A 15260-nucleotide genomic window follows, 5' to 3' on the forward strand; every position below is an offset into this window, starting at 1 on the left:
TAATTCTTTTTATATATAAATAAACGACAATAAAACTTTAATAAAAGGTGATATTATAAATAATTGAAATAGTAAAGCATTTAGTATATTTATATTTTTAATTATATCTTATTATCAAAAATTATAAATTATGTTATTCGCTTTAGGGCGATTACTGCTCCTGTAATAGTTTTTCAAGAAGTTATCTTAAATTACTTGCCTTTTTTTTTTTTTTTTTTTTTTTATAATGAGAACATTAAATATAAAATTATATTTAATATCCTTAAAAAATGAGGAAAGGAAGTAGACAATGAAACGATTATTAGCAATCTTAGGAGCATTTGGATTAACAGCAACTGGTGCAACAACAGTAGTTGCATGTAACAATAAAAAAGTTGCAGATAATGATTTAGCAAAAATTAAATCAATTACTGCACCAGCAGCAGTTACTGCTGTTAATTCAGAAAGTGTGACAAAAGAGGAGGTTAAAACAGCTTTAGCAGCGAATGTTTTAGCAGCAGTGCAAGGAATTGCAAAAACAGCAAAAGCAGATGATTTTACATATGATGTTTTTAAAGATAACAAAGGAACGGCATATAGTAATGTTAATTTAAAAACAGGAACAGCAGATGTTTATGTGAAAATTACAGCAGCGAAAGATAAAAAAACTGTTATTAATTCAACAGGATATATTAAGGTAACGTTGCCAAAAGAGGGAACAGTAGTTAAACAAGATATTGCGGGGACAACAGTAACTGATCCAGGATTAACAGCAGATACAGGTAAGAAATATTCTGATTTGTTAAAAGATCAAACGTTAATTGATGCAGTTGTGGCTGGAATTAAAACAAAAACTGGTCTTGATACAGCAGTGACAACAGATTTCACTTTAACAAGTGATAAAGCAACTGATGCTGCACAAGCGGCTGGAGCTGTTAAAATTACAGTAACTGCTACAGGTAATAAAATTACTGGAACATTTAATTTTACTATTACTCTAAAATAGTAATTAAATCAATAAAAACACTATTTTTAAATAATGTTTTTATTTGCAAAAATTAGCAATAAAAGTTTATTTTTTTAGACGATAATAAGTATAAAAAATAACTTTATATAATATTAAATTTAAAATAACATTCATAAAAATAAATATCCTTAGAGGAACTCTTATTTTTTTATTTCTTATTATCATGTAATTTCCAATAAGATAGGAAATAATATTTTTATTAAAAATGTGATATAATTATAAAGAATTTAAAAAAATAATACAATATTTGGGACAAAAAAGAAGGTATAAAAAATTATGCAAAACCATATTCGCTATATATATGATGAAATGTGCGACAAATGTAAAATAACTTTTAAAAAAATTATTTTAGCAATTCGTAATGATCGCACAAAGGATGTTAATAATTTAGCATTGTTTTTATGTGAAATAAATCCAAATTTAAAAAGTCAAGATGATCATGGTGTAATGCCAATTGCCATAATTAATTGTACTACGAACAAATATGCCTTCTTTTGAAAAACTAATTTATTAGATCATAAAGGCAGTCCAAAAGTTCCAATTATTAAGCATACAATTGAGTTATCACAAGAGACAATTAATAAAATTCTTTTACGTCGACGTCCTTCAACAACAAATCTTCCGGGTGATAATTCTTCAGTTACTAATGAAGAACCAGTTGATGGTGCAACACTTGTTGCTTCACCGTTTGTACCACTTGAACAACAAAATAATGTACCAGAACAATCATTTTCTGCTGAAATTGAAACAACAAATGATGCTAATAATGATAAAGAATCGAATGGTTTAGTTGTTGCTGCAGAGCCAGCTGATGGAGAAACAGTTGCTTTAGTAAAACAAATGCAAAAAAACCAATTAATGACAATGCGGAAAATGGTTGAAGTGATTAATCGGAAATTCCAATGAAAAATATGAACCCTGATTGCTATTTTAGTTATTTCATTAACAGGATTTGGTATTGGTGGTTGACAATTATATCGTTATATAAATAATGGAGGGACAAATAACGGGGGAGACATTAGTCGAACTGATATTACTTTATTAGGTGGTGATTTAAGTCAACAGGTCATTACAATTGATGATAAAGATAATTCTGGTGAGTTATATAACGCTTTATTAACATTAGAGGTTGGTTCAAAAAAAGATGGTAAATTAGAACCAAAATTATTAGAAGCAATTAAAGATCCTAATACAGTAATAACATTTTCATCTCCTAATTTCCAAGAAAACCAAGAAGCTTATGCAGCAACAATTACGATTAATGCTAAGAAAGCAGCCCGTTTTACTGGAACAACTAATATTGCCCTCCAAGCAAAATCAAAACGAATTGATATCAATAAATTGTCACAAGATTTAAGAGGAACAGAAGTAACAATTACTAGTGATAATTCTCGTAAAATTTTAGAAGCTGTTTTAGCAAACGGAGCGATTACGCTGAATGCTAAACAGAGAAAATTATTAGAAGATGCAAAAGACCCAAATAATCGACTAGCATTATGAATTAATGGGAGTGTTAGTCCAGGTGGAACACCAACGGCTGTTGATTTAGTTGTTATAAGTAGTGGTTCTAATCTTTACAAATATATAGCAACTTTTAACTTAACAGTAAAATGAACATAACCAACAAGGCATTAACTATTATTAAAACTCATTTATTATGAGTTTTTTTATTTTACGAAAGGATTTTTCTTTCTAACAAAGTTAACTTAAAATGGAGGGGATGATAATATGTATGATTTTATTTATGGAACTATTTATCAATTTAATGATAATATGCTTTCTTTAGAACAAAATAATTATGGGTATGAAATTTATTTAGTTACAAATAAAAGGTTTACATTTAAAAAAGCAGTCCAAATTAAAATGTATACCTTTTTAAAGTATGACAATGATGTTTTTTTTCAGTGATTTGGTTTTTTGGATTTAGCAACTAAGAAAATTTTTTGTGATTTATTAACTGTTCCAACAATTGGGGTTAAAACGGCTGTGAAAGTATTACAACAAATTAGTGTTGAAGATTTACTAATGCTTGTGCAACAAAATAATATTACTGAAATTGAAAAATTACAGGGATTAAAAACCCATAGTGTTCGGTTATTATTACATACTTTACAAAAAATTTATTTTAAAAAGAATTATAATAATCTTCAAAATAAAGTAATTAGTTGTTTAAAAGAATTAGGTTATCCGTTGTCTATGATATATTCTACAATTAATACTATTATGCCAGTGCCAACTAAACTTGACCAATATCTAAAAATCGTTTTGCTTAAAATTAGTCAAAATGATGCAGTTTAATGTTCGCCCAGTTAATTTTGAAAGTTATATTGGTCAAACAAATATTAAAATGAATTTAAAAGTTATGTTAGCAGCTAGTCAAAAGCAACACCAGCCATTAAAACATATGTTATTTGTTGGCCCAACGGGGGTTGGGAAAACTAGTTTAGCACATTTAATTAAAACAGTTCTGCAACAAAAGTTATTGCTGTTACATGGTCCAAATTTACAAAAACCAAGTGATTTAATTAGTTGTTTAATGCAAGTAAAAGCGTTTAATTTAGTTTTTATTGATGAAATTCATGCTATTAGTCGGGAGGTTGCTGAAATTTTATATCCTGTTTTAGATGATAATTGCTTAAATTTATTATTAGGAAAAGACTATAACACAAAAAATGTTGTTTTACCTTTACCATTCTTTACTTTATTAGCCGCAACAACATTACTATACCAAGTGCCACAACCATTATTAAATTGTTTTACAACAGTTTTTCATTTTGATGAATATACTAATGATGATATGCAACAAATTTTAAATAACTTATTTCTAAAAGTAGGAATAAAACTACAGTCAGCAGAACTAAATTTTTTAGCTTGTTATAGTCGTAACAATCCCCGCGCAGCACTGAAATTATTTTATCGAATATATGATTATTTATTAGTTACATCACAACCAGTTAATTTAAATTTTTTACAAGAAATTTTAATTAATTTGAAAATTTATCAAGATGGATTAGATTCAAGAGAAGTAAATTACTTAAAAAAAATTTATGCTCTTTTTGAAACCCAACCAGTTGGGTTAAGCACTTTAAGTCAAATTTTAGATGAGCCATTGTTAACAATCACAAATAATTTAGAGCCTTTTTTAATAAAAAAGGGGTACTTAATAAAAACATCTCGTGGGCGAGTTTTAACAAGTAAAACAATAGAATTTTTAAAAAATATTGCATAATTTACTTAATTTTTTTAAGAAGTCGGTTATAATAATAATTGGAACTAAGGTAAGGTGTAAAGATGAACCATAATTATAAAAAGGAACAAGAACAAATTGCAAATTATGCCTGGAAAATGATTAGTCTAAAAGCAGTTGATTTAAAATTATCTAATCCAAATATTACGGAACAAGATGTGGCAGATTATTTAATAAAAATGATTTTAGTGGATAGAACAATTGTTGATGTTAGTGAAGTAGCTTATTATATCTTTAATATAAAGATTAATCGGATGATTGAATTTATGAATAATCAAAAAATTACCGCTGCTGATTTATCATTAGAGGATTTTAAAGATATGTTTATTAAATAATAAAATTAAATAGAGAATAGTGTACAATATATAAAGAAAAGTTTTAAAATAGAACAGTGGTGTAAAACGTGAAGAAAAACGAACAAATTAAAACAATTAAAGAACCAAAAAGCAAAAAGGCAATTAGCAAATTAATTATTCGTATTGGTACTTTGCTTGTTTTAATTGCTGCAATGATTGTTGGCGCTTATTTTTCAGCGGATAGTTTTCGTTATTCATATAAAACAGGAATTGCTTATTCGGGTGGTTATCAAGTTCAGGTTAATGTTTTAGATAAAAGTGATCCTAATTTTTCACCAGATATACCAAATGGTGATAGTAAAAAAGGATTAGAATTATTACGTAATAAATTAGATCCATTGTCAAATCAAAATTTATATTTACAAACATTAGGTCGTAATGCAGTCGAAGTTGTTGTTGGAAAAGATATGTTTAAATCTTATAGTGCGTTAAGTAAGACAATTCAACGTTTAGGGGCAATTTATTTAACTGATAGTAAAGGAAAAGACTTATTAGTTAGCGATAATAACGGGACAAAAGAACGAACACCATTAAGTGATGTTATTTCAGGTTCAACAACAGGCGTTGATCAAAGTCGTCGCCCAATTATTACCTTAAAAATTAAAGATCAATCAAAATGAGATAGTATTATTAATGGTTTAAAACCATCAGAAGGAGGCGGACAAGCACAACCTCTATATATTTGAACTGATATTGGTCAATTTATTGATGATTTACGTCATGATACTGATAATATTCAAGCAATTGCGACTCTTTTTAACGCTGAAATTCGTAGTAAAGTTTCGTCAACTGATTGAACTAATATTTATCAAATTTTTAATGTTGAATATTATGATGCCGGAACTTCGCAACTTCGTACTGGTAACTTATTAGATTTAGCATTAAGTTATCCAATTTCTCAGGTGCGAACATGAATGGAAGATGCTCGTTTTCGTTTTACTTCTGTGCCAACTGATAGATTGTTAATTGATCCAAATGATAAGTCTGCAACAACAAATCAGTTTATTGATCCGTTACGTCCATATTTACAAACAATTATTGAATATAATACAGCATTAACAGATTTATATAAAGAACATATCATTAATTGAAATTCAATTAAGCTTGGAACAGGAGCTGCTGAAAATTCAAATCAAATTACAACCTCAACTGAAACTGAAGCTCGTCAAATTAGTAATTTAATTAATGGGGGACTAAGTGGTTTAGAATTTGTTATTCGTGGTTATCGTGAAATTCCGCCTGTTGTTTCAGCTAATGTTTTTAAAATTTCTTTAATTATTTTAGGGGTATTAGTTTTAGCGATTTTCATTGTTTTATTAGTTTATTATCGTTTATTTGGTTTTATCGCAATTTTAACTTTATTGTTTACAATAATTGCAACATTATATTTTTCTTCATTATTGAAAGTACAAATTTCCCCAGAAAGTATTGCAGCCTTAATGATTGCATTTGGTTTAGCCCTTGAAGGAAACTTATTATTCTTTTCACGGTATAAACGTGAGCGGTATGAAAATCAAGTGCCATTTGAACCAGCAATGAAAATTGCTAATAAACAAACAATTGCAGTCTTTATTGATGCTTTAGTAGTTTTAATTATTTTAGGATTAGCATTATTTTGACAAGGAACAAATAATATTAAATCATTTGCCACAATCTTATTGGTTGGATTAATTATTTCCGTAGTAATGGTGTTTGCGGTGGCACGTTTAATGTATTGAATTGTAATTAAATTACGTTGACAAGAAAGACACCCTTGATTAGATGTTTCACGCTTTTCATTATGAAAATTATTTCTGAACAAAAAAGTTGCTAGTACAACAGCACCAGTAGCATTAGATACTACTACTCAGTTAGGAACAACAAATCCAAATGAAACTGTTGTCATAGAAAGCACTGATACTGCAGCCATCAGAACAAAAAAAGAAAAGCAACAGAAACAAGGAAAATGAACATTTTATAATATTACGAAATGAACCCCAATTGTTGGAATTATTTTATTAATTGTTGCTTTAGCAATTGCCTTTGCTGGTAAAGCAAATGTTGCTAATTCACTTAAACAGGGGATTAATTTTACTATTAATCAAGATTTATGAGGGGCTGATGACGATGAAACAGCAATTGCAAAGTTATCAGCCCAATTAGAAAATACTCGTAAAATAAAACATTATAATTTTACTTATAATATTTATATCCTTAAAAGACAAGAAAATGGTGCTAATAACCGCATTTTAGTTGTTAGTACCAATATTACCAAAGGGACTTTTGAACGCGAATTGTTAATATCAATTGCATCATTTTATAACGCAACCCCGGATGATTCTTCATTGGCATTGCAACAAACTGATCCGGTGATGGAAGGTTATATTTTAAAAATTGCGGCAATTAGTATTGGGATTGGTTTAGCATGTATCTTTGTCTACACTTTATTCCGTTTAGATTGAGCACAATTTGTTGGGATGTTATTAGCTAGTTTATTTGTTTTAATCATAACAATTGCGATTGCAATTATTACCCAAGTATTAATTACTTTTGAAATGTCAATCGCCTTCTTAGCAATTTTTGGTTTTGCGATTGCATTTGCAACAATGGTAATGGTTCGGGCAAAACAAAATAAAAAAGCTATTAATATTCGTGAATATGAAACATTTTTCACATATATGTCACAGCATCGTTTACAAATTAAACGCTTACGTCGCGCACATAAAGTTTATTATCAAGAAGAATTAAAAAAATTAGCTTTAAAACACCCTGAATTAACTTTGCGAGAAATTAAAAAACAATATCATGAACAGTTAAAACGTACACAATTAGCGGCAAAAGATATTAAAAGTAAAAATCATAAAGTAATTCGTGAAGTTCGTAAAGACTTTAGAGTTTATAATTATGAACACAACTTTTTACAAAAAGTTGCTAATATTACAATTAAACAAATGGTTCAACATTGTTTAACATTGGGAATCATGTTTGCTGTTTTATTAATTACATTAGCTGCTTTTTCAGGGTCATGATTTGGCTTTAATATTGTGATTTTAATTGGATTAATTGTTGGGATGTTTGCAACATTATTTGTTGGGATTCCAATTTGAGTGGCATTAGAAAAATATCGCGCTTTAAATAAAATTCGTGTTAAAAATTATTTAGATTCACAACGTGTTGAAATCGATGAACAAATTGTGATTGGTATAAATGATTAATTAGCCAAGAAAGGGATTTTAAAAATGGAACTAAAAAACTTTATTGTTGATATTCCTAATTATCCAGAACCAGGAGTTATTTTTCGTGACATTACACCAATTTTAAATAATCCCGTTGCTTTTAAAACAATTGTTGATCAATTGGCGGCTTATGCTCTTGCCCAACAAGCAACGGTGATTATTGCGCCTGAAGCCCGTGGATTTTTATTTGGACCAGCTGTTAGTTATGCAGCAAACCTTCGTTTTATTCCTGTTCGAAAAGCTGGGAAATTACCACGACAAGTTGTTAGTGTTAAGTATAGTTATGAGTATGCTACTAACCAGTTAGAAATGCATGTTGAAGATTTACAACCAAATGATCGTGTTTTGATTGTTGATGATGTTTTAGCAACGGGGGGAACTGTACAAGCAATTTGTGATCTTGTCAAAACCCAACAGGCAACAATTGTTGGGTTAGCCTTTGTTGTTGACTTAACATATTTAAATGGTAAAAAAGATTTAGCTTCATATCCAATTAAAACCCTGATTGAATATGCGGCCTAATCGGTATATAATGATAGATAGTACAAAGAAAAGGGGTTGTTTATAATGGATCGGGATATTAAATACGAGGATCGGGATATTAAATACGAAGAGGTCTTAGCCCAAATTAAGTTGTATATTAAGGATACAACAACATTAAAAGAAATTCACAAAGCATATGAATATGCTGAAGAAAAACATCAAGGCCAAGTTCGAAATAGTGGAATACCGTATATTAACCATCCATTATGAACAACCTTTTTTTTAGCGCAATGGCGAATGGGACCAAAAACACTAATTGCTGGGTTATTACATGATGTATTAGAAGACACTCCTGCTACTTTTGAAGAATTACAAGAACGATTTGGCATTGAAATTGCTAATTTAGTCGAAGGAGTAACAAAAGTTAGTTATTTTGCAAAAGAAAATCGTACGCAAATTAAAGCCCAATATTTACGTAAATTATATTTATCAATGGCAAAAGATATTCGTGTAATTATTATTAAATTAGCTGATCGTTTACATAATTTAAAAACAATTGGTTATTTAAAACCAGAACGTCAGCAAATTATTGCGCGTGAAAGTTTAGAAATTTATTCTGCAATTGCGCATCGGTTAGGAATGAAAGCTGTCAAGCAAGAAATCGAAGATATTAGTTTTAAAACAATTAATCCTGTCCAATATAATAAAATTGTTTCTTTATTAGAATCAAGTAATAAAGAACGTGAAAATACTATTAATCAGAAAATTGAGGAATTAAAACAAATCCTAATTACTGAAAAGAAAATGTCTGTCAAGGTATATGGTCGTAGTAAATCAATTTATTCAATTTATCGGAAAATGAATCAATTTGGGAAAAACTTTGATGATATCCATGATATTTTAGCTGTGCGAATTATTACCAATAGTGTTGATGAATGTTATAAAGTATTAGGATTTGTCCATCAGCATTATACGCCGTTGAATAATCGTTTTAAAGATTATATTGCAACTCCAAAACATAATTTATATCAATCATTGCATACAACAATTGCTGCTGATGATGGGGTTATTTTTGAAGTTCAAATTCGAACTGAGGAAATGGACGAGTTAGCAGAACAAGGAGTTGCTGCCCACTGGCGTTATAAAGAAGGTGAAAATTATGATATTGCTAAAAAGCAGAAAGATATTGATGATCGGTTAGATATTTTTAAAAGAATTTTAGATTTAGAAAATATTTCAGTTCAAGAACGAGATGAAATTCAGCAAGAAGTTTATAAACCTGATCAATTAATGGAGGAAATTATTCAAAATGATATTTTTTCTTCGTTAATTTATGTTTTAACCCCAAATGGGAAAGTTGTCACATTGCCTTTTGGTTCAACCGTGCTTGATTTTGCTTATAAAATTCACTCTGAAATTGGTGAAAAAACAATTGGTGCTAAAATCAATGGTTTATTTTCACCAATTTCAACAGTTTTAAAATCAGGAGATGTTGTTGATATTAAAACAGCCTCAACGCAAAAACCAAATCACTCTTGGCTAGTTGTTGCTAAAACATCTTCAGCTTTGCAAAAAATTAAGAAATCTTTAAAAAAAGAACTAGCAGAAGCAACTAGTGATACAAAATCAATTAATCTTGAAAAAATTAAGCAGACAAAAGGCCAAATTGAAGAATATATTGCTAAAAAGGATTTAAAATGAAAATTAGTTGATTCAGAAACTCAGTTAGAACGTTTACATGCTATTAACTATAACAATATTGAGGACTTTTTATTAGATGTTGCTAATGATGAATATACGTTAGCAGAAGCAATTAATCTTGTTTATTTAGATCGTGAAACAAGTCAGAATGAAAAAATTCTGAAGAAATTACAAGATAAACAATATAAAAAAGCACAATTAAAAGATGATATTATTGTTCAAGGAATTTCAAGTATTAAGGTTGTAATTTCACAATGTTGTTTGCCATTGCCATATGAAGAAATCACTGGGTATGTTTCAAAAGCAGAAGGAATTAAAGTTCATCTAAAAACTTGTCGAAATTTACAAAGTAGTGATAAACAAGAACGACAAGTCGAAGTTAGTTGAAATGAAGCAGTTTGTAAAAATAAACAGTATGATTGTGCCATTCGGATTGAAGCAATTGACCGTCCTGCTTTGTTGGTTGATGTAACCAAAGTTCTTAGCCATTTAAATGCTTCAGTTCAAATGATGACAGCTAATATTTCTAGTGATTTAATGAATATTACAATTAAAACAATTATTAAAATTAGTAATGCTGATCGTTTTCAACAAATTCGCTCGTCTTTATTAGCTATTCCTGATATTAAAGTTGTTGAACGAGTTATGATGTAAAAGCAACGTTTCAAAACAAATAATATATACGGTTATTGGTTTTCTTGGTATAATAAAAGTACCTAGAAAATAGAAAATGGAGGAAGTTATGGCATTAAAGTCTTGACTAAAATTTAGTAGCATATGGTTTTTAGCAGGAGTTGTAATTATTATGGCCGGAGCAGTTGTTCCAACTTTGAATCAACAAGTAGATGCGCTAAAAGAAGAAATTATTAAATCGTTAAGTGTCAATGGTTTAACGCCAAATCCTTTAACCGGTTTGAAAGGTGATAGTGCTTATAATATTTTAAATTTTTTATTATCATATGGATCATTTCAAGCGATTTTTAGTTTAAATGGTTTTGGTCTTTTTAAATTTTGAGTAATTGATTTATATATTTTTTTACCGGTTTTAGGAGTATTTGCTGTTGGAACAGCAATTTTTGTTGTGGTTTTATTAACAAATGCAACCGCTGCTCATTGAAAATGGAATGCTCGTTTATTAGTGGGAAAAATTTTAACAACAGCTGGAGGTATTACTTTATATCTTGCTTTATTTTTAGGATTGTTTTTAGTAGCAATTGTAGATAACTCAAGTTTTGTTAGTGGCGAAGAAAAACACTGGTATAATTTACCGAATGGTGGTTTAGTAACATGAACTAATCAAGTTCAATATCAATCAAATGTTTTTTCTGTATTAGGGCTAATTATTAATCAAAGTGGTTTGAATAACTTTTTTGTGCAAGCCCCTGGGGTATTACAAGTTGGAGCAGCTTTCATTATTTTTATTGCTCCAATTGCGGTGGCAATGTTAACAGTTGGATTAGCAATTCGTATTGCAATTGAATTATTATTACCATCATCATCAGGACATCGTGGTGGGATTGGTGCAAGTTTTGGTCATTGATTGGGATATATTAATATTTCTTCACGTCGTGAATTACGTAAACGTTTAGGAAGTAACATTGGAATGATTTTATTAATGATTGGTTTTCTAATTGTTATGATTTTCCCAGCCTTTACTTCAACAACTCGTTATGTAAAAGCCAATTGAATTATTTTAGCAATTGCAATTGTTCTAATGGTTATTAGTTTTATTCCCCTTTATTTTATGCTTTTTTGTTTAGCACGATTACAAGAGTTTTCTTATAATTTATTAATGTTTGTGCAAATGCTAACATGATTAGTAATTGGTTTAATATGACAGATTTTAATGTGAACAGAGTTTAAACAATACTTCCAATATCCAGCGGTGGTACCAGTTATTATGATTTTCTTCTTTGTTAATATCTTGTTAGTTTCATTTTATTTACTAGTTCGTGGTTATCGAAAATAAGAATTAGACTTTAACTTCTTTGAAATAAAGAAGTTTTTTTCTTTTGGTATGCTATAATTCTATTGATTAATTATTAAAAAGAAGGGAAAGTTAGGATGACAAAACTTACAGCAAATGCAATTCGAAGAATGTGATTGGATTTTTTTCAAAGTAAAGGTCATTACGAGTTGCCATCAGTATCGTTAATTCCTGTTGATGATCCATCATTGTTATGAATTAATTCTGGGGTTGCAACATTAAAACCTTATTTTGATGGTCGTAAAACTCCTCCTGCACCACGATTAACAAATTCACAGAAATCAATTCGAACAAATGACATTGAGAATGTGGGACATACGGCTCGTCACCATACTTTATTTGAAATGTTAGGGAACTTTTCAATTGGGGATTATTTTAAAAAAGAAGCAATTGTTTATGCTTGAGAATTTTTAACTGATAAAAAATGAATTGGTTTTAATCCTGATAAATTATATGTTACTGTTTATAAAGATGACCAAGAAGCCTATGATGTTTGACATAAGGTAATTGGGTTAAACCCTGACCGAATTATTAAAGGAGATAAGGATACTAATTTCTGAGAAATTGGAGAGGGACCATGTGGACCAAATACTGAAATCTTTTATGATCGTGGTGAAAAATATGATCCCGACCATGTTGGGATAAAGTTATTACAAGAAGACTTGGAAAATGATCGTTACTTAGAAGTTTGGAATATTGTTTTTTCACAATACAATAATAATGGCGACGGAACTTATACGGATTTACCACGAAAAAACATTGATACCGGTGCTGGATTAGAACGAATTACTTCTATTATTCAAGAAACACCAACTAATTTTGAAACTGATTTATTTATGCCAATTATCAAAGCGGTTGAAAAATTAGTGGATGAAAAATATCATTATGATCAAACAGCATTGTTTACTGGTGATACACAACAAATTAAAATTAATACCGCTTTTAAAGTAATTGCTGATCATTTACGCGCAGTAACATTTGCAATTGCGGATGGTGCTTTTCCAGGAAACAAGGATCGTGGTTATGTTATTCGCCGGTTAATTCGTCGTGCTAGTTTATATGGCAAAAAAATAGGGTTAGAACAACCATTTTTATATCAATTAGTCCAAACAGTAATTAATATTATGAGTGAATATTATACTTATTTAATCGAAAAACAACCAATTATTGAACAAGCAGTTTTAGATGAAGAAAATAAATTTTTAAAAACATTAGAACAAGGAAACAAATTATTTAATGAGGTTAAAACAAAGTATGGCGCAATTTCAAAAGAACATGCTTTTCGTTTATTTGAAAGCTATGGTTTTCCGATTGAATTAATTGAAGAAGAAGCTCATGAAGCTGGCATAAAAGTTGATCGCGTTGGTTTTGAAAAATTGTTAGCAAATGCAAAAGAAATTTCACGTACTAATCGTAAAGATATTAAAGCAATTCATTTACAAAGTGAACTTTTTACACAATTAGATGTTGTTAGCAAGTTTGTTGGTTATGAATATGAACAAGTTAATAATATGGAAATTGTTTTTATGTTTGCAAATGATCAACCGGTTGTTGAATTAACAAATACAACGGGATATCTTATTTTAGCAGAAACCCCATTTTATGCTGAAAAAGGGGGACAAGCTGCTGATCATGGTTTAATTTTAAAAGATGATAACACGGCTTATGTTTTAGATGTCCAGCAAGGACCAAATAAACAACATTTACATTATGTAAAAGTGGAAGGGACCTTAAAAAAAGGTGATTTAGTAAACGCTTCAATTGATAGTGATCGCCGGTTTTATACGCGAAAAAATCATTCTGGAACGCACTTAATTCATGCTGCATTACGAGAAGTTTTGGGCACACATGTTATGCAAACTGGTTCTTATAATGATGATGAACGTTTACGGATTGATATTACCCATAATCAGGCGATTACTGCGGAAGAAATTAGTGCTGTTGAAGCATCAGTGGCAAAAGCTATTTGTACTGCAATTCCTTGTGAAGTAATTTATACTGATATGCAAACAGCATTAGAAGTGCACAAGGCTTTAGCTTTTTTCACAGAAAAATATGATGAAGAAGTTCGAATTGTTAAATTTGGAACTTATTCATGTGAACTTTGTGGGGGGACCCATGTTGCTAATTCCCAAGATGTTGAGGACTTATTAGTAACGGGAATTGAATCAAAAGGAGCCGGAACATTTCGAATTCATGCCATTACATCAAATAAAACCATTGCTAGTTATTTAAATGAACAATTTCTAAAAGAAAAAACTGAAGCAGTTAATTATTTGGAAAAATATAATCAAGGTAAAACAGTTTTAACTGATCAACAGTTAGAACAAATTTGAACTCAAATTAGTAATTTAACTGTTTCGAAACAAAATTGAAAATTATTAAAACAATTAGTAAATCAATTTAAGGAAAGTTTTAAGCACTGACAAAAACAATATGATAATGTTATTATTCAAGATTTTGTAAAACAATATCACACCTTACCATTGCAAGAAAACAATGGTATTCAAGTTTTAACACATCAGTTTTCAACAAAAGTTGATGTGAATGCTTTGAAGGTCTTAGTTGATGATTATAAAGCACGCTATCCTAAGATTTTAATTTTCTTTGTCGATACAACTGATTCAACACAACAAAAATTAGTGGTTGGGGTTAGTGATGCTTTACATAATCATTATCAAGCTGGTCGGATTATTCAACAATTAAACCCATTACTTGATGGTAAGGGGGGCGGAAATAATAGTGTTGCGCAAAGTGGTTTTAAAGATAAAAGTATTATTGCAGAATTACTAGCAGACCCACTTGCGTTTTTACAACAACATGGCTAGATATTATTTAGGAATTGATCTAGGGACCAAAACATTAGGACTTGCAACTAGTCGTGGGGTGATTGCAACCAGTTATGGTGTTTATCAATTTCCTGAACATGATTTTTTAAATGCGGCACAATATTTAGTAACGTTAATTGCAAATGAAAAGATTACTGATCTTGTTATTGGTTATCCTAAAAATATGAATAATACGATTGGGCCACGTGCAATAATGGTTGATGATTTTATTGTTTTATTAAAATCAGTGTTAACAACCCCAGTTGAAATACATTTAATTGATGAGCGTTTAACAACACGACAAGCACATCAAATTATGTTAGAAGCTAATTTATCGCGTCAAAAACGAAAAAGTAAAAAAGATAGTTTAGCAGCGCAATTAATTTTAGAAACATTTTTACAGAAAAAAATAAAAGAGTAGGTCTCTTTTATTTTTT

At 29.6% G+C, this 15260-nt stretch carries 11 protein-coding genes; all 11 read left to right on the top strand.

The features are described 5' to 3' along the window. Positions 1-289: 289 nt before the first annotated feature. The 11 genes from E7Y35_RS00815 (at position 290) to ruvX (ending at position 15244) form a co-directional block, all read left to right on the top strand. A complete protein-coding gene (locus tag E7Y35_RS00815) occupies positions 290-985 on the top strand; it encodes a spiralin lipoprotein (RefSeq protein ID WP_283272455.1) in 696 nt (231 codons plus the stop codon). Positions 986-1282: 297 nt separating this feature from the next. Then, positions 1283-2626, top strand: coding sequence for a hypothetical protein (locus tag E7Y35_RS00820; protein ID WP_283272456.1), 1344 nt, complete (start codon positions 1283-1285; stop codon positions 2624-2626). A gap of 108 nt (positions 2627-2734) precedes the next feature. Continuing rightward, positions 2735-3304: a Holliday junction branch migration protein RuvA gene (gene ruvA / locus E7Y35_RS00825; RefSeq protein WP_283272457.1), complete on the top strand. Its 570-nt coding sequence runs from the start codon at positions 2735-2737 to the stop codon at positions 3302-3304. Continuing rightward, positions 3291-4235: a Holliday junction branch migration DNA helicase RuvB gene (gene ruvB, locus E7Y35_RS00830; RefSeq protein WP_283272458.1), complete on the top strand. Its 945-nt coding sequence runs from the start codon at positions 3291-3293 to the stop codon at positions 4233-4235. The genes ruvA and ruvB overlap by 14 nt, the downstream gene beginning before the upstream one ends. A gap of 62 nt (positions 4236-4297) precedes the next feature. Next, complete coding sequence (locus E7Y35_RS00835; RefSeq protein WP_283272459.1) at positions 4298-4588, top strand: hypothetical protein; 291 nt, start codon at positions 4298-4300, stop codon at positions 4586-4588. A 68-nt stretch (positions 4589-4656) separates the two neighbouring features. Next, a complete protein-coding gene (locus E7Y35_RS00840) occupies positions 4657-7803 on the top strand; it encodes a protein translocase SecDF, variant type (protein ID WP_283272460.1) in 3147 nt (1048 codons plus the stop codon). A gap of 24 nt (positions 7804-7827) precedes the next feature. Beyond that, entirely contained in the window at positions 7828-8346 is a 519-nt protein-coding gene (locus tag E7Y35_RS00845; RefSeq protein WP_283272461.1) for an adenine phosphoribosyltransferase, read from the top strand. Between the two features lie 45 nt (positions 8347-8391). Beyond that, entirely contained in the window at positions 8392-10662 is a 2271-nt protein-coding gene (locus E7Y35_RS00850) for a RelA/SpoT family protein (protein WP_283272462.1), read from the top strand. 88 nt (positions 10663-10750) lie between these two features. Continuing rightward, positions 10751-11977, top strand: coding sequence for a motility-associated protein Scm1 (gene scm1, locus E7Y35_RS00855; RefSeq protein ID WP_283272463.1), 1227 nt, complete (start codon positions 10751-10753; stop codon positions 11975-11977). A 95-nt stretch (positions 11978-12072) separates the two neighbouring features. Then, entirely contained in the window at positions 12073-14823 is a 2751-nt protein-coding gene (gene alaS, locus E7Y35_RS00860; protein ID WP_283272464.1) for an alanine--tRNA ligase, read from the top strand. Further along, on the top strand, positions 14816-15244 hold the full coding sequence (gene ruvX / locus E7Y35_RS00865; protein WP_283272465.1) for a Holliday junction resolvase RuvX: 429 nt from the start codon (positions 14816-14818) through the stop codon (positions 15242-15244). The genes alaS and ruvX overlap by 8 nt, the downstream gene beginning before the upstream one ends. Positions 15245-15260: the final 16 nt, after the last annotated feature.

The sequence above is a fragment of the Spiroplasma sp. SV19 genome (genome assembly GCF_030060925.1).
Lineage (GTDB): Bacteria > Bacillota_I > Bacilli_A > Mycoplasmatales > Mycoplasmataceae > Spiroplasma.